The organism is Nocardia sp. CA-129566 (genome assembly GCF_050956075.1).
Lineage (GTDB): Bacteria > Actinomycetota > Actinomycetes > Mycobacteriales > Mycobacteriaceae > Nocardia.
Genome location: NZ_CP192085.1, coordinates 9,184,880 through 9,200,039, shown reverse-complemented (window position 1 = coordinate 9,200,039; position 15,160 = coordinate 9,184,880). Strand labels below are relative to the sequence as shown.

Annotated in this window: 16 protein-coding genes; 9 read left to right on the top strand and 7 right to left on the bottom strand. The window is 64.5% G+C overall.

What is annotated here, in order from left to right; translation table 11 throughout:
• Nucleotides 1–345: 345 nt before the first annotated feature.
• From ACQP0C_RS41000 to ACQP0C_RS40975, 6 genes are all read right to left on the bottom strand, one after another.
• Nucleotides 346–1,149 carry an ESX secretion-associated protein EspG gene (locus ACQP0C_RS41000; protein ID WP_433729180.1) on the bottom strand — a complete coding sequence of 268 codons (804 nt, stop codon included), beginning with the start codon at nucleotides 1,147–1,149 and terminating at the stop codon, nucleotides 346–348.
• 4 nt (nucleotides 1,150–1,153) lie between these two features.
• A complete protein-coding gene (locus ACQP0C_RS40995) occupies nucleotides 1,154–2,461 on the bottom strand; it encodes a hypothetical protein (RefSeq protein ID WP_433729178.1) in 1,308 nt (435 codons plus the stop codon).
• Entirely contained in the window at nucleotides 2,458–2,835 is a 378-nt protein-coding gene (locus ACQP0C_RS40990; RefSeq protein ID WP_433729177.1) for a hypothetical protein, read from the bottom strand. The genes ACQP0C_RS40995 and ACQP0C_RS40990 overlap by 4 nt, the downstream gene beginning before the upstream one ends.
• 9 nt (nucleotides 2,836–2,844) lie before the next feature.
• The gene (locus ACQP0C_RS40985) at nucleotides 2,845–3,399 is read right to left on the bottom strand and encodes a DUF3558 domain-containing protein (RefSeq protein ID WP_433729175.1); all 555 of its coding nucleotides are present in this window, start codon (nucleotides 3,397–3,399) and stop codon (nucleotides 2,845–2,847) included.
• A gap of 197 nt (nucleotides 3,400–3,596) precedes the next feature.
• Complete coding sequence (locus ACQP0C_RS40980) at nucleotides 3,597–3,815, bottom strand: DUF397 domain-containing protein (RefSeq protein ID WP_433729173.1); 219 nt, start codon at nucleotides 3,813–3,815, stop codon at nucleotides 3,597–3,599.
• The gene (locus tag ACQP0C_RS40975) at nucleotides 3,812–4,693 is read right to left on the bottom strand and encodes a helix-turn-helix domain-containing protein (protein ID WP_433729171.1); all 882 of its coding nucleotides are present in this window, start codon (nucleotides 4,691–4,693) and stop codon (nucleotides 3,812–3,814) included. The genes ACQP0C_RS40980 and ACQP0C_RS40975 overlap by 4 nt, the downstream gene beginning before the upstream one ends.
• 301 nt (nucleotides 4,694–4,994) lie before the next feature.
• Between ACQP0C_RS40975 and ACQP0C_RS40970 the strand changes: the two genes are divergently transcribed.
• The 6 genes from ACQP0C_RS40970 (at nucleotide 4,995) to ACQP0C_RS40945 (ending at nucleotide 9,377) form a co-directional block, all read left to right on the top strand.
• Nucleotides 4,995–5,495, top strand: a complete 501-nt coding sequence (locus ACQP0C_RS40970) for a DUF4254 domain-containing protein (RefSeq protein WP_433729169.1) — start codon at nucleotides 4,995–4,997, stop codon at nucleotides 5,493–5,495.
• A 167-nt stretch (nucleotides 5,496–5,662) separates the two neighbouring features.
• Entirely contained in the window at nucleotides 5,663–5,989 is a 327-nt protein-coding gene (locus tag ACQP0C_RS40965; RefSeq protein ID WP_433729167.1) for a WXG100 family type VII secretion target, read from the top strand.
• A 25-nt stretch (nucleotides 5,990–6,014) separates the two neighbouring features.
• The gene (locus ACQP0C_RS40960; protein ID WP_433729165.1) at nucleotides 6,015–6,308 is read left to right on the top strand and encodes a WXG100 family type VII secretion target; all 294 of its coding nucleotides are present in this window, start codon (nucleotides 6,015–6,017) and stop codon (nucleotides 6,306–6,308) included.
• The gene (locus tag ACQP0C_RS40955; RefSeq protein WP_433729163.1) at nucleotides 6,305–7,816 is read left to right on the top strand and encodes an ADP-ribosyltransferase; all 1,512 of its coding nucleotides are present in this window, start codon (nucleotides 6,305–6,307) and stop codon (nucleotides 7,814–7,816) included. The genes ACQP0C_RS40960 and ACQP0C_RS40955 overlap by 4 nt, the downstream gene beginning before the upstream one ends.
• Before the next feature lie 17 nt (nucleotides 7,817–7,833).
• Nucleotides 7,834–8,058, top strand: coding sequence for a hypothetical protein (locus ACQP0C_RS40950; RefSeq protein ID WP_433729161.1), 225 nt, complete (start codon nucleotides 7,834–7,836; stop codon nucleotides 8,056–8,058).
• Between the two features lie 773 nt (nucleotides 8,059–8,831).
• Nucleotides 8,832–9,377 (top strand): ester cyclase, encoded by a 546-nt coding sequence (locus tag ACQP0C_RS40945; RefSeq protein WP_433729159.1) that lies wholly within the window; start codon nucleotides 8,832–8,834, stop codon nucleotides 9,375–9,377.
• 156 nt (nucleotides 9,378–9,533) lie between these two features.
• Here the strand turns inward: ACQP0C_RS40945 and ACQP0C_RS40940 are convergent, their stop codons facing one another.
• Complete coding sequence (locus ACQP0C_RS40940) at nucleotides 9,534–11,489, bottom strand: acyl-CoA dehydrogenase family protein (RefSeq protein ID WP_433729157.1); 1,956 nt, start codon at nucleotides 11,487–11,489, stop codon at nucleotides 9,534–9,536.
• A 416-nt stretch (nucleotides 11,490–11,905) separates the two neighbouring features.
• Between ACQP0C_RS40940 and ACQP0C_RS40935 the strand changes: the two genes are divergently transcribed.
• From ACQP0C_RS40935 to ACQP0C_RS40925, 3 genes are read left to right on the top strand one after another with little or no spacing between them, the layout of a single operon-like run.
• Entirely contained in the window at nucleotides 11,906–13,270 is a 1,365-nt protein-coding gene (locus ACQP0C_RS40935; RefSeq protein ID WP_433729155.1) for a protein kinase domain-containing protein, read from the top strand.
• Nucleotides 13,267–14,403: a BTAD domain-containing putative transcriptional regulator gene (locus ACQP0C_RS40930; RefSeq protein WP_433729153.1), complete on the top strand. Its 1,137-nt coding sequence runs from the start codon at nucleotides 13,267–13,269 to the stop codon at nucleotides 14,401–14,403. The genes ACQP0C_RS40935 and ACQP0C_RS40930 overlap by 4 nt, the downstream gene beginning before the upstream one ends.
• Before the next feature lie 7 nt (nucleotides 14,404–14,410).
• Entirely contained in the window at nucleotides 14,411–14,923 is a 513-nt protein-coding gene (locus ACQP0C_RS40925) for a peptidoglycan-binding domain-containing protein (protein ID WP_433729151.1), read from the top strand.
• The last annotated feature ends 237 nt before the right edge of the window (nucleotides 14,924–15,160 follow it).

The window sequence follows — 15,160 nt, the reverse complement described above, 5'->3', positions numbered from 1 at the left end:
GTGAACCCCCGAAGTAGGCAGCCGGGACCACCTCACCCTCGAACAAGCCCCGACTCCCCCAGCACATCGGCCGAGAATGCGCTGGTGCACATGCACTCTCGACGTTTGCCTGTATGAGCGCATGGTGATCGCCCGTCTAAGAGGCTTGTGCCCCTCTCCTCTCGACGCGGTCGACCAGGCTGCTTGCCGTGTCCTGCTTACTCTTCCGTCCGCAGGCCTGCGGCTTCCGGTTCGGGGACCTGTGTGGTCGGGCTTGTTTGTCGAGGCGGGTCGAATGGTGGTCGGGGTGTCTCGAGCCGCCATTCGACTCTGGTCGCGGGCTGTCAGTTGACCGGTGGGGTGAGGTCAGCGGCGGGAGCGGAGGTATTCGTCGTGGGCGCGGTCTTCGTGGTGGTAGCGCTGGGTGAGGGTGAGTAGGCGGTGGATTTCGGCGGCCATGGCTCGAGAGTCCATGGGGGCGGCGATGATCGGGTCGCCGGTTTTGATGTAGTAGCGGCCGTCGGGGTAGTCCATCCACCAGAAGCCGCGGCCGGGCGTTGGGCGTGCGTCGAGGGCTGGACCCGCGTAGATGGCGATCTCACCCAGGCCGGAACGGGTGCGCTGGAAAATGCGGTCGAGTTGTTCGAGGGGGCCGTAGTCGTGGGCGCGGCGGATGTGGCGGTCGCGGTCGGCGGCGATCTCCTCGCGCCGGAACTCCAGCCGCGGTTGCGTGCCGGGACCGCGCTGCGGCAGGGCGGCGACGGCGTGGGTGCAGACCTGCTGTGCGGTGCAGTAGGTGATGACCACATCGCCGCCGGTGTCTGCGGTGACGCCGGGCAATTGGGTCAGCGCGGCCCCCATCTGGTCACGAACCGCGCCATGGAATCGGTAGGTCTGGGAGAGGTAGGGGCCGCCGAAACCCTTGGACTCCACGCGGGCGTCCGGCTCGAGCAGCACCTCGATGGCGTGTTCGAGTTCGGGTGAGTACTTGTCGAGCAGGGCGGTGAGCGCGGCTTCGCGGTGGCGTTCCAACTCGTCGAATTCGGTGATTTCGGTGCGGTGGTGCAGCGGGTAGGGCAGCCGGTCACGACCGTATGCGGCCCAGAGCATTTCGAACTCCAGCCCAGTGAACCGGTGCTCACCCACCCCGCCGGCTTCGCCGGCTGCCATCCCCCTAGTACTGCTGGGCACCGTCGTGGTCACCGCCGATCACCGGGGGCACGGTCTTGGGTAGCGAATCCAATCCGGTGGCTTCTTGGCCGTGCTCGGCGGTGATGAGGTAATCGGGAACGCCCTTCTTGCGATCCTCATCGCTGCCCTTGCCCTGACCGGCCCCACCCATGCCCGACATTCCGGATGTTCCCGCACGGCCCGATGCCGTGGTGCTCTGGCGCGCGGCCGAGGCGGCTGCCGTGGCGCCGGTGGTGGGTGTGCCCGCGACGCTGCGGCCCGGGCTGCCCGAGGTGGTGCCGCCCGGACTGCCCGAGCCGGTGCGGCCAGTCGAGGGGCTGCCGATTCCGGGCGTCGCGGAGTTCGGGGTGCCCGTGGTCAGGCCGCTGGTTCCGGCCGTGGTCGGCATCGCTGTGGTGGGCGAGCTGGATTGCGTTGTCGGCGTTGCACTTTGCGGATTCGTACTCGTGGGTGTGGTGGCATCCGACGTCGCCGCCGATGGCTCGGTGCCCGTTTGCGCACCCGTACCGGATCCTGAGTCCCCGCCGGTCTGGCCGCCGTTGCCATTTCCGTTGCCGTTGCCGGAACCGCCACCCGGGCCCGAATCGCCCGGTGACCCACCGGGATTCGGCCCTGGTGTGACCGGGCCGCCGGGGCCGTCCGTGATCGTCGGCGCGGTGGGCATATACGGAACCCCGACATCGGTCTGCCCCGCCACCTGGCCGTAGACCGTCCGCAGGATTCTGCGGCCCTCCTGCTCGGCCTCGGTCTGGGTGTATTCGCCGGACTTCATGACGCCATCCTTGGGCAGCGTCTTGCCGGTGATCTCCGGGCGTTCGGTGAGGCCGGGCATGAGTGCCTGGGTCTGTTCGAGGCCGGTCTTCATTTCGGAGAGTTTGAGGCTGGTCAGCGTTGCCGCCGTGGCGAGTGGGACGGATTTCTCGTAGTAGTTGTTCACCGCCGTCGTCGCTGCCTTTGCCGCCACGCCCGTCCAGCCGGAGTGGCGGCCCTGGCCGGTGATGGTGCGTGCGAATTCGCGTTTGAAGGTTTCGAACGAACCCTGAAGTTCCAGACCGATATTCGCCCACATCGTGACCGCGTCATCGACCAGTTTCGGCTTCATCGCCGATACGGCGGTCTGCATTTCCTGGAGGGTAAGGTGGTCGTAGCTGTCCGGGGTGGTGACGTGGGGTGGTTGCGTCTCGCCTTCGAAGTCCTTGTAACCGGATTCGGTCTTGTAGATCCAATCGCGGTCTCGGTTCCACTGTTCTTGCGCCTCGATGATGCGGCGCTGGTAGTCCTCGTACGTCATTCCGGGGTTACCTGCTTGAACCGGTCGGCGCTGTATTGGTCTTGGGCGACGAAGTTCGCGATCGCTTTTGCGACAACCTCTTTGGCGGTCTCGACGGCATCGATGTGCTGCATGATCACGGTGTCGAGCGAGCGGTCGGTTCCCGAGGCGGTCTCGGAGAACTTCTTCTCAAGGATCTTGCCGGAGTTGAATGTGCCGAAGCCCGATATATTGCTGATGCGCCTCACCCCCAGAAGGACCGTGTTCAGCCTGTCGATTTGGTCGTCGCAGACCTTGTCCAAGTCTTTCCCGACTTTCGGGTCCAGCGATAGCTCACCGGCATTGGCTCGGTCAAGTAGCCGTGTCCATTCGTCTGGATCGATGCCACTGATCATTTCCCCTCCTCAACGCGCAGGCAGATACGTGGCCAGGGCTTCAGCGAGCCGACGCGCCTGGGCACACGGTTCACCGGCTTTGGCTCCGGAGGAGCCGTACCGGTTGGCCACATCGAACTCGACCATTCCGTGGGGCACCTCAACGGCGAGCCAGCAGGTCAGGTCGTGCGTCGCACCGGGCTCTCGAAACTGGAGTGCTGGACGAGTACCGACGGTCGTCGATGTGAAGTCTGCATAATCGGTCCTTTGTCTGGCCTCCTCAAGCGTGTGTTCCGATGAGAGGATCCCAAGGTTGTACGCCTTCGGCTCGGACTCCCAACTGCATACCTTCCAGCCCGTCGGGTCAACGCCCGCGATTTTGTTGTCTTTGCTGGCGGTGTTCAATCCGAGCGCGGCGAGCGTGGAATCGGGGATCGTGCACGGATCCCAAACGGCCGCTTCGGGGTCGACCGATGTCGTTGCGGCAGCGGCTGTCTTCGGTGCGCTCGACGTGGCGGCGGTCGGCTTCCCGGTGGTCGAATCGCCATTGCACCCAGCGAGCAGCAGCGCCGCGCCGAGAGTCAAGGCCGCAGCGGGCAGCGCCTTCGCTTTACCAGTCATTCGCGAACCCCTTCGCCGCCACGGTATGCCGAGGGGCAACGCGATATCCCCCGCTGCCCACGCACTTTACCGCTGGACACCTGCGACCAGCAATGAGAGGGCAGGCCCAACAAGATCGAGACCTCTCGCGTCAGACGAGCGAGAGGTCTCGAACCTATCGACTACGACCAGCGAAAGTTCCCATCGGCGACAGCGGCTGTGAAGGCGTCCCACGCGCCAGCGCCGAACACCAGTGCCGGGCCGTCCGGGTTCTTCGAGTCCCGGACGCCAATGAGGTCACTGGATAGGAAGGCGACCTCGACGCAATCCTTTGCAGCTGAGCTGCGGGTGCTCTTGAACCAGCGAGCCCTAGAGAGGTCGATGTCATGCTTATCGATCACGCGGCATACTCCCTTGCGATCTGCCGAAGCAGACTCCTGCTCGCCGTGGCATCCAGCGCACCGCGCCGGATGGCTTCATGAGCCACATGGTAGCGCCCGACGTCTGCCGCCTGTTCCAGATACAAGTCACCAGTGAGGTTTTCGAGATAGACGACCGACGGCTCGATCGGCTCTCTCTGCCGGTCGACATCGAAATCGACGATGGTGAACAGCCCTATCGGGTCACCCATGGGGATACCGGCCGAGAATGGCAGCACCTGAAGTGTGATGTTCGGCAGTGTTGACATGTCGGCGAGGTGCCGCAGCTGTGCTGCCATGACTTTGCGGCTTCCAACCACCCTGCGCAGCGCGCACTCCAAAAGTACGGCATTCATTTCAGTTGGCTGACGTTTGCGGGTGAGTATCCGCCGTCGTCGCTGTTTCAGCTCCACCCGGCGATCGATCTCTGCACTCGAAGCGTCGGGGAAGCCCAAGCGCAGCAATTCACGTGTGTAATCGGGCGCTTGCAGCAACCCCAGCACCACATCCGGCGCATACGAAGTCAACCTGCGCGCTCCCGCCTCCAATCCCACGTAAACATTGAAATCCTCCGGGATCAACTTCCCGTACTCATGCCACCAGCATTTCCCCGACGCCTCCTGAGCCAGCCCGAGCAGCCCGGCGGTGACGACATCGCTGGCGTCGTACACGCTGCACAGCTCCCGAATATCCAGCAGCCGTATCTTTTGTGTCTGTCCCGTCTCCAACCGCTGTAGCGTCGTCGTGCCGCGTTCGATCAGCCGCGCGGCTTCCGGCATGCTCATTCCGGCCTGCAAGCGCAGGTCTCGGAGGTGCCGTCCCAGTTGCCGTCGCGGCACCGTGCTTCCTGTTTCCGACATGGCCCCCTGCCTTCGGTCTCGGATCTGAAGAGATTCGTCCGTGGATGGATGTGGTCCACGCGGACGGATTTCGTCCTCGCACTTCGGTGCGAATCGCTGAAAAGCCCCATGAAGACGCTGACTCCTCCGCCTGTCGCGTGCTCTGCTGTTGCCGCGCCCGGCCGGGGAAGCCGTAGGAAACTGAGAAACCTATTGGACCACAACGGATCGCCGCTATCCGGAAATTCGGCCGGGCGCACCGGAATTCACCGATATGAACCGAGGCATCCATGAACCACACGGCAGCCGAAACGATTCGGCGATGCGCGCACCGAGGACTGTCGTGCTGATCGAACCGCTACCGACCAAAGGGGAGATGCTGCGTGCCTGCCGCGGCGTCGAACACACGACGCACCCCCTGCTGCGTGCGGCCTATGAACTCACCTGCTTGCACGAACGCCGCCGCCCCCACCCGTCTCCCACCGCCGCCCACCACGGACCCGCGCCACAATGCTCGTCCGACCACGGCTGCCATAACACCGAAATCGACACCCGCAGAACATGTTTGGTCCGCGAAATCGACCACTGGATCCACGCCAACCTCCCCCCTGCCCACGGCTGCGCCGCAGTACACACCGAAACCCTCGGCACCGTAATCGACCGCCTGGCCGCCTACACCGCCACCGCCTACACCGCCCTGACCAGCCCCTCCGACCACGCCCTCGGCAACGCCTGGGAACGCCTAGCCGAACTGGCCATCGCCTACGAAGACCTGACCACCGAACTAACCACCGGCCGCCGCCGCCTCCCCGGCGCCCTCTGACCCTGCCGATACCACGTCGAGTCAGGACGCGACGAGTGATCGCCAAGGCGATCTCTCGTTCCGGGGCATCGTGGATCGAAATCCAGTGGAACCGAACCGATACGGTGTGCGTCTAAGTAGTTGGGTTCAACCGAAGAGCAACACCCGATGTCCCCGAGAAGGTATGTATGGCTGAAGGTTCCACCCCTACCACGTTCTCGATAGTTCCCGATCATGTGGCCAGCGCAGGCCAGTACGTACAACAGACTGCGGAAACACTCGTCAACGGTGTGCGGTCTGCCGACACCGATGTGCAAGGGCTCATGAGCACCTGGAAGGGAACAGCGGCTGACGCGTATGTGGCCGGGTGGGAAGAAACCCGCGACGGCGCGCTGGATGTGCTCGAAGCGCTCAACACCATGGCCGAACTGCTGGGGGTGGTGTCCACCGAGTACAAGGCCACCGACACCACCAACGCCAATGACTTTCGGCAATCGTCGCTGGATCTGCCTTAGCCCGAACCAAATAGGGACGTGACATGTGAGTAGGTATCAGGTCGACTTGGACCAGTTGGACGCGGTGACCGCCCGCATCGGCGGTTTGAACGACTTCATCCGGGAATCTTTGCGCGAGATCGATGAGCGCATGGCCACGATGCAAGAGAACTGGTCGGGCAAGGCCGCCGACGAGCAAGCCGAAGCGCATCGAGAATGGGCCGCGGCCGCGGAGAAGATCCGCGGCGGGATCGAGAAGATGCAGGCCGCGGCACGGGCCGCGCACACCGCCTACAACGACGCGATAGCTGCGAATCTGCGCGCCCTGGGGCGCGCGTGACCGCAACCGTTCTCGATGTCGATACCAGCGTCTACTACGACGCCGGTAACAAGCTCGTCGGCCTGGCCGCCGACTGGTTCGCCGCCGTTGACGGGTTCTGGCCGACTCTCAACGAATGCCACGCGATGACCGGTTCGTACGACGAGGCCAAGAAATGGGCCAAGACCTACGACACACGCGCCGAAGAGCTGTTGGACATGTCCAACGACCTGGCCGAAGCGGTGCACGCCTACGGCGTCCTACTGCTGGACATGGGCTACAACCACGCCGTTGCCGAATACAACGCGACGATCGGCACCGACACTCAGGCGCCGGATAAACCGGCCACCCCCGGCCCCGTGGCATACCTGTGCCGGGTGCCGCTGCCCAGTGCCGGAGGACCCGGCCAAGGGCTGATCGATGGTGGTGTGCAGCTGGCCGAAGCCATCGGGATCACCATCCCGGACGGCAATGTGGATCTACTCGCGCGCGCCGCCGACACCTGGACCAAGATTGCCGACGCCCCCGCGGTGTCGACGATGGCGGGCAACCTGGAGCGCGTTGCCTGGTCGTTCGAGCAGATCGTGAGCCCCGAATACGAACACATCGATGAAGATCTGCGCGCCCTGCGTGACGCCGCCCTGACCACCACCGCCGCGTTCTATGAACTGTCCGCCAGCGCGAAAGACCACCACGACGGCCTGGTCGAGCTGCGCGAAAACATGAAAAAGGTTCTCGAGGACCTGGGCGAAGAGCTGCTCAAAGAGCTGTTCATCACCGTCGCAATCGCCATCGCGGCAAGCGTGGTGACCTTCGGCATCGGCGCCGCCGTGGCCAGCGCGCGTGTCGTGGCCATCGCCGCCCGATTCGCACGCCCGATTCGCGCCCTCATCGATGTGTTCAAAGAAGGACGAAGCATCGCAAAAGGGGTGAAATCGGAACAGACCCTTGCCAAACATGCCAAAGAACTCAAACGCATCAAGGATTTGAAGGCCAAGGCGACACCGAAGGCGGAGCCGAAAGCCGTACCGAAAGAGTTCAAAGCGCCGACCGCGCAAGAACTCGGCCTCACCGATGAGGACTACGCCGCGATCAGCCGCTACACCGCTTCTGGATACAAGGACTTGAACGAAGCGCTACGCACGGGAGAACTCACCGAAGATCAGGCCGCCAGAGTGCGCGAACTGAATCAAGCGCTCGACAAATTCCCCAACTATGAAGGCGAGGTCAACCGCCGGACTTACCTTCCCGCCGACGTGATCGAAAGCTACAAAAAGGGTGAAGTCGTTACGGAAGATGCGTTCACGTCATCGTCCCGATTCGGCGAAAGCAACAAATACGATGGAAACACCGAATTCACCATTATTTCCAAGACCGGTAAACCGATCGAGAACATGTCGAATTACGGACCATGGTCGGGACAGAACGAAGGCGAGATTCTATTCAAATCGGGTACGAAATTCCGGTGCTTGGAAAACACTGTCGACCCGAAGACCATGCGTAACGTGATTACACTGTTGGAAGTTTAGGATCAGGAGAATAGAACATGGCCAAGAGGATTGCGGGCAAGCTCTTCCAGACCCCCGAGGAGGCGGGTGTACCGCCGTTGACCGAAGAGCAGATAGCCGAATACATGGCACGCGCGAACGCGCATCGCGCCAAGATGGCCGCGGTGCCCGAAGAGGATCGGGTCGAGCTGTCCGAGCGGTTCCACGATGACTTGTCGGGCACCGAGTACGAAGGCTGGACACCCGAAGACGACAAGAAATAGGCGCGCGGGCGAGCATCGAACCAGGTATGGCAGGGGCCGACGCTGGAGCGGCCGCCGTGGCCGCCTGCACCGCGACCCCTGGATCGGGCGCCGCCGGGTTGGCCGCCGAGGTCGCCGAAGCTGTGCGGTGCAAGCCGATGTCCTGGCCAACGTCGCGGAATCGATGACGGCGTCGGCAACGTCCTCCGCACCGGCCACGCCATCCTCGCCACAAATGATGATGCAACGGAAACCGCTGCCCCGCAGGACTCTTCGATCCAGCCCGGCGGCCTCAATACCGCACCTGTTACGGGACGGGAGTTCGCCGCCGCGCCGACGGCTCGTGCGGAGCTTCCCCCGATTCTCAACTCGGCGTGTCGTGCGGAGGGTCGTTGGGTGACCGTGTCAAAAGTGTGCGTGAGCACCTTCTGTGACGACTCGGCTGGGAGTGGATTAACTATCAATTAGCTGCAACTTCTCATGCTGCCCGATCTGTACGCCAACCCGGGTCGACGCCACCGCGGCGTTCCCGTCCGAGGGTCCTCGCGGTCGATCCCAAATTCAACTTGTCGAACTATCGACCCGCAGGTAGGCGTCGTGTGAGCGTGGGACGAGACCGCAGCAGTCGCTGATTCCCCCTTACCTCGCACACGAAAGAGGCGCACAATTATTGGCGATACACCGGCTTCAGGGTTGTGATCGGCGGGTAGCTGGATGCCTGCTGACAACATTCGGGCGGGCGTGTGCCGTGATGACAGCGTCCACATACTGGAGCGCGGCGCCTGGATCCACTGATGGGATCGCGGCCGCGCTCCGCATCACACTCAGCGCCGGGCACCGCGAAGGCTGCCTATAGCGACTATTGCCGCTTCGCCAGTTCGGCGCCATCAATCGATAGGAGAGCCATGTCAGAACAGAACAAGGCCGCGGCCAAGCGCGTCTTCGACGCATGGAACGCGCGAGACCTCGATGCGTTCGACGAGGTGATTGCGGCCGACTACATCGACCACGATCCACAGAACCCGTTCGTCGATGTCCATGGCCCCGACGGCTTCAAACGGCTCGCGCGGATGTATCTCGCCGCGTTCTCGGATCAACGGTTCCTGGTCAATGAACAGATCGCCGAAGGCGACTTCGTCACGACCCGATGGACGGCGACAGGCACCAATGACGGCGAGATGATGGGCATGTCCGCGACAGGCAAACCAGTGGTCGTTCAGGGAATTACGATCAGTCGGTTCCAGGACGGCAAGGCCGTCGAATCCTGGGTATGTTGGGACACACTCGGGATGATGCAGCAACTCGGCGTCGTCCCATCGGCGCACTCCGCAACAACCTGACTCGCACCGTGTCCTTGTAGCGCGAGAACACGGCGGGATATGCGCACCCGGTTTCGGTCCGGAGTTTCGGCGGGACCGACCTTGGAGCGAGCGATCACGCGCATGCTACGAGCCGTCACCCCTGCCACGGGGGTGACGGCTCGTACCGATTCCGGCCTAGGTGCCCGCGTGACTGCGGGTCGACGGCAGGAACGGTCGCAGCAGGTTTGTCTCGGTGGACGGACCCATCTGCCATTCCGCGATCCACGGTCCGGTGCCCTCGCTCGGATCGAAGACGCCGTCCTCCAGCCACTGGTAACGGCCGTCGAGGACGCCGCGGGTGAGGGTGCGATCGTCGTCGTCGGTGTTATCCCACAGCGCGTCGAACAGCTTCTTCACCCGAATCCGGGATTGCCTGCTGAAGGTGTCGGCGAGTTCCTCGGCGGCCTTGGCCTCCGGCGCGCCCGCGGTCCGCGCTGCCTGCGCCCGCACGCAGGCGGCCGAGATCGCGAACAATTCGGCGGCGATATCGACAATGCGACCGAGGAAGTTCTGCCGGTACTCCAGACCCGCCTGCCAGCGCGCCATCGCATACATCAGCGACCTGGCCTGTTTGCGGGAGCTGCGCTCGACGAAGCGCAGATGCCTGGCCAGCGGTCCGAATTCGGCGTAGGTCGCCGGTACCGTGCCCGCACCGACCGCCAACTGCGGGAACCACTTGGCATAGAAGCCACCCGCGCCGACCGCGGCCTTGGCCTTGTCCTTCAGTTCGGCGTTCCGGTCGACCAGCGCACCGGCGGCGGCCATGTGGGCATCGGCCATCTCTCTGGCGACCAGCAAGCGCATGATCTCGCTGGAGCCCTCGAAGATGCGGTTGATCCGCAGATCCCGGACCAGTTGCTCGGCCCCGACGGCGCGCTCACCGCGGGCCCGCAACGAGGCCGCCGTCTCATAGCCGCGTCCGCCGCGGATCTGTACGAGTTCGTCGGCGATCTGGCAGCTCATCTCACTGGCCCAGAGCTTGGCCAGCGCCGCCTCGATGCGGATGTCGTTGCGGCCCTCGTCGCACATGGTGGCGGACAGGTCGAGTGCCGCCTCGAGTGCGTAGGTAGTGGCGGCGATGAAGGAGATCTTCTCCCCGACCGCGGCGTGCTCGCCGACCGGACGACCCCACTGCACCCGCTGCGTGCACCACTGCCTGGCGATCTTGAGCGACCATTTCGAGGCCGCCGTGCACAGCGCCGGTATGGCGAGTCGTCCGGCGTTCAACGTGGTCAGCGCGATTTTCAGGCCGTCGCCCTCACGGCCGACGAGATTGCGCTTGGGGACCCGGACGTTGTGCAGGCGGGTCACGCCGTTCTCGATGCCGCGCAGGCCCATGAACGAATTGCGGCGCTCCACGGTGATGCCGGGCGAATCGGCCTCGACGATGAAGGCCGAGATGCCGCCGCGGTGCCCCTCGCTCTTGGGTATCCGGGCCATCACCACCAGCAGTTCGGCGACCACGCCATTGGTGGTCCACAGCTTCACGCCATTGATCTCGTAGGCCTCGCCGTCCTCGGTGGGGGTGGCGATGCTGGCCATTCGGGCCGGGTCGGAGCCGACATCGGGCTCGGTGAGCAGGAATGCGCTGATCGCGCCCGCCGCGCAGCGGGGCAGGAATTCGGCCTTCTGCTCCGGGGTCCCCGCCAGCTTCAGCGGTTCGGGCACGCCGATCGACTGGTGCGCCGACAGCAGTACGCCGAGGCTGGGGTGCGCGGAGCCGACGAGCATCAGCGCTCGGTTGTAGCCGACCTGGGACAGCCCCTGGCCGCCGTACTCGGTCGGGATCTTGAGGCCGAAGCAGCCGAGTTCGGCCAGGCCCTTGACGTACTCATCCGGAATCTTGGATTCCGCCTCGATGACGCTGCCGTCGAGTGATTCGCAGAACGGCCGCAGCCGGGCCAGATAGGCCTCGGTGCGCGCCGCGTCCTCGGCACTCGGCTCGGGGTAGGGGTGGATCAGATCGAGCCGGAATCGGCCGAGAAACATCTCCTTGGCGAACGATGGTTTGGCCCAGCTGGTTTCGCGGGATTCCTCGACCAGTGCACGGGCCTGTTCTTCGGTGGCGTCGACTTTTGCGGTAGTCGCCATGACGTCCTCCTCGTGATCAGGATCACATAAGAGTGTAGGAGGGTTTGTTACCGGCCGGTAGATGTTGAGGTAGAGCGTTATCTATCGATCTCTAATGATCTTGATGGAGAAGCAAATGGGCCGCTAACGCTTTGCCGTGCACCCGGCCGGGTCAGCTAACGCTTGCCGGACCGAGCGCGCAGGTTGTCATGACACCGGGCCTCGAATAGGGGTTGGAATCTGGTGGTTCATTCGTCGGTCTTGCTCCGATCCGATGTGGAATCGGCCTCGGGCTCACGACCTTCGGCGTCATCGCCAACGGCGACGGCACCACCCAGGAAGAACCTCGGTGAGACAATCATTGAGATTCACGCAACGGTAGTGACTGAACGCGCCAGGCGACGGCGACGTGGCTCGTATTCCCTTGGAGGGCAGGGATGTTGTTACGGCCAGGACAGGTATTCGCGGGGTATTCGATTGTGCGACCCCTCGGATCCGGCGGCATGGGCGCGGTCTATCTGGCCGAGGATCCGGCGCTGCCGCGACAGGTGGCCCTGAAGGTGCTCGCCGAGAACCTCGGCGCGAATCATCGTTACCGGAGCATCTTCCGGCGGGAGGCCGATCTGGTGTGCCGCCTGGACCATCCCAATGTCGTCTCGGTCTACAACCGGGGTGAGGAGGGCGAGGTCCTGTGGATGGCGATGCAGTATGTGGACGGCACCGACGCGGGTGAACTCATGCGCAAGGAACCGACCGGATTGGAGCCCGACCGGGCGGCCCGGATAGTCTGCGAGGCCGCCAAGGGGCTGCATCACGCGCATGAGCAGGATCTGCTGCACCGCGACGTCAAACCGTCGAACATCCTGGTCGCCGCCGGCGCCGAGGGCGAGCGCGTGCTGGTCGCGGATTTCGGGTTGGCGCGCACCATCGAGGAGGCCGCCACCGTCACCGAAACCGGTTGGCGCGCCTGCACTCCCGCGTTCGCGGCACCGGAGGTGCTGGCGGGGCGTGCGGTGGATCGCCGGGCGGATATCTATTCGCTGGGTGCGACCCTGTTGGCGCTGCTCACCGGATCGAATCCGAACGGCCACGCCCCGACGCCCGAAGGGACCCCAACCGTACGGGACAATCCGCAGCTCACCCGGGTCCGGCCGGATATCCCACCGGCGCTGGACGATGTGATCGCCCGCGCCATGTCGGCGGATCCGCGGCGGCGCTATCAAACCTGTGCCGAGTTCGCGCGCGCGGTGGAGCTGGCGATCAGCGATACCGAGCGGTGGCCGCACCGGTGGGGGTTGTCCGGTCTGGTTCGACGCGGCCGTATCGCCGTACTCGGTGGGATCGCCGCCGCCCTGGTGGTCGCGGTGACGACCGCTGTCTGGCTGATTCCCCATCGATCCGATGGTGCGGCCCCGGTGGCTGTGTCGAAGACGAGCAGTGTGCCAACGGGGATGCTGCGGTGCTATTGGCGCGTGCGAGTCCCACTCGGCACCGACTTCTATCTCGAATTGCCCAGCGGGGCAGCCGATCACGACGATCCGCGGTGTGCGCTCAACGAGGGCGATCGTGGCGATTCGGTGACGGCCCTGCGGCAGGCGCTGAACCTGTGCCACGGCATCCAGTTGGATGAGACGACCGTGTACGACGCCCCGATGAAGCGCGCCGTCCGGCATCTCCAGGTCGACCACGGTGCCTCGGTCGACGGCATCTATGGCCCCGAAACGCGGGCGAAAGCCATGCAGTGGCCGGTATTCCGGGTCGCCGACGGTGCCTTCGACGGCCGCTGCGTCCCAGCACCATGACCACCGGCGCCGCGACGCCGCCCGCGGTGGATGTGCGCGTCCTCGGCCCGGTCCGCTGGTATGTCTCGGGCCGACCGCTCGCCATCGGCGGACCGCTGACCAGGGCCATGCTCGCGGTGCTCGTCGTCAACCGGCGCAATGTGATCTCGCCGACGCGGTTGGCGAACACCATCTGGGATGGTGATCCACCGCCCAGCTTTCGCGCGAACTTGCACAATCGCGTCGCCGAACTGCGGGCCGCACTGCAGGCCGCCGAGGTGGCGGCGACCACGATGCTGCAAACCGACAGTTCCGGCAACTACTGCTTGGACATTCGCGACGAGGACTGCGATCTCGGTCGTTTCGAGCGGGCCAGAACCGTGGCGATGGCCGCATTCGACATCGGTGACCATGAGCGCGCGGCCGAGCACTTCCTGGAAGCGCTCGGGGAATGGAGCGGTGCTGCGCTGGATGGTTTGCCGATGTCCACCTTCGTCGAGGCGTTCTCCGCGCATATGGACGAGGAGCGCCAGCGCACGCTCGAGGCGCGCTTGGATCTGGAGATCGCCGCTGGCCGGGCCGCCGAGGTCATCGGGGAACTGCGCGCGCTGACCGCGCGACATCCGCTGCGCGAAACCCTTTGGGTACAGCTGATCACGGCGCTGTACGCGGCCGGGCGGCACGGCGATGCGCTCGGTGCCTGTCGGGCCGTACGCGGGGTGTTGCGGGAACAGGGCATGGATCCCAGCGACCGGTTGGCCGGGCTGGAGCAGCACATCCTGCGGCATGAGCCGCTGCCGAGCCCGCGGCGAATCCGTTTGCGGCTCACTGTGGATTCCGACGGGTCGACTCTGCTGGAGACGCTGGGTCACATCTTGCTCTACGTCGAGGACGGCAGGCGGTTCGAGGTGACCGGGGCGGGTATGACGATCGGCCGCAGCGCGGATAACGACATCCGGCTGGAGGATGCCAAGACCAGCCGTCGTCACGCCAAGGTCACCGTGGACGGCGAGGTGGTCCTGATCGAGGATCGTGATTCCGCCAATGGCGTATACGTCAACGATCGGCGCATTCGGGGGCGAGCCTCGCTGGTGCACGGTGACCGCATCCGGATCGGCTCGGTGACCCTCGAGGTGCGGCGTCCACTGGCCTGATTCGGGCGTGAGCGTTTCCTTGGCGGATCATTGCCGCCGGTTCCTAGGTTTTGGTGTGTCGGGGATCACACTGCAACTCACTAGGAACATCATGAACATCACGACAGCACAACGCTCTTCCTGCCACTACCGGATTCGCCGCCTGGCTGCCGCGGGCGTCATCGGTCTTGCCGTGCTCGGCGGTACCGTCGCCACGGAGATACCAGCGAACGCGACCACCTACGCCTCATCCATGAACGAATGTCTGGTCTTCCGACCGGATTTGTACAGGGGCGTCAAGAACCAGGCGCAGTGTGTCGCGGCGCTGCAGTCGTTCCTGCGGTTCCACTACGGAAACGGTGCTGTCAACGTCGACGGCAGGTTCGGCCCGGAGACCGAGGGGGCGGTAAAGAATTACCAGGCGGCGGTCGGCATCAAGAAGCAGGACGGTTATGTCGGGTCGGACACCTGGCGTCATATCGCCATCAGTTGCTCGCAGCGCGGCGACTGTGACTACAAGTGGCCGTATCCGTTGCCCTGACCGAACTTTCGGCTACACGCTGCGCAGCTAGCGACCGAAGTGCGGCACGGTGACCCCGATGGTGCCGCGCTCCGCCGGGATCGGCTCGACGGCGTGGTCGGGCCGCATACCCGGCATGCGAACCATCGTCGGTGCCCAATGCTGCGCCATGAGTTCTTCGTTGGTCCGTCATTGGTCGCGCTTCCTACCTTGGCGCCACCAGCTTCACCAGCAGCGGTGCAGCTTCACCCACCACGA

Excerpts from the sequence above, each read along its gene's own strand:
- ACQP0C_RS40950 (WP_433729161.1), top strand. The coding sequence starts at position 7,834 with ATGGCCAAGAGGATTGCGGGCAAGCTCTTCCAGACCCCCGAGGAGGCG.
- ACQP0C_RS40975 (WP_433729171.1), bottom strand. The coding sequence starts at position 4,693 with ATGTCGGAAACAGGAAGCACGGTGCCGCGACGGCAACTGGGACGGCAC.
- ACQP0C_RS40940 (WP_433729157.1), bottom strand. The coding sequence starts at position 11,489 with ATGGCGACTACCGCAAAAGTCGACGCCACCGAAGAACAGGCCCGTGCA.
- ACQP0C_RS41000 (WP_433729180.1), bottom strand. The coding sequence starts at position 1,149 with ATGGCAGCCGGCGAAGCCGGCGGGGTGGGTGAGCACCGGTTCACTGGG.
- ACQP0C_RS40970 (WP_433729169.1), top strand. The coding sequence starts at position 4,995 with ATGCGCGCACCGAGGACTGTCGTGCTGATCGAACCGCTACCGACCAAA.
- ACQP0C_RS40945 (WP_433729159.1), top strand. The coding sequence starts at position 8,832 with ATGGGATCGCGGCCGCGCTCCGCATCACACTCAGCGCCGGGCACCGCG.
- ACQP0C_RS40990 (WP_433729177.1), bottom strand. The coding sequence starts at position 2,835 with ATGATCAGTGGCATCGATCCAGACGAATGGACACGGCTACTTGACCGA.
- ACQP0C_RS40995 (WP_433729178.1), bottom strand. The coding sequence starts at position 2,461 with ATGACGTACGAGGACTACCAGCGCCGCATCATCGAGGCGCAAGAACAG.
- ACQP0C_RS40930 (WP_433729153.1), top strand. The coding sequence starts at position 13,267 with ATGACCACCGGCGCCGCGACGCCGCCCGCGGTGGATGTGCGCGTCCTC.
- ACQP0C_RS40965 (WP_433729167.1), top strand. The coding sequence starts at position 5,663 with ATGGCTGAAGGTTCCACCCCTACCACGTTCTCGATAGTTCCCGATCAT.
- ACQP0C_RS40935 (WP_433729155.1), top strand. The coding sequence starts at position 11,906 with ATGTTGTTACGGCCAGGACAGGTATTCGCGGGGTATTCGATTGTGCGA.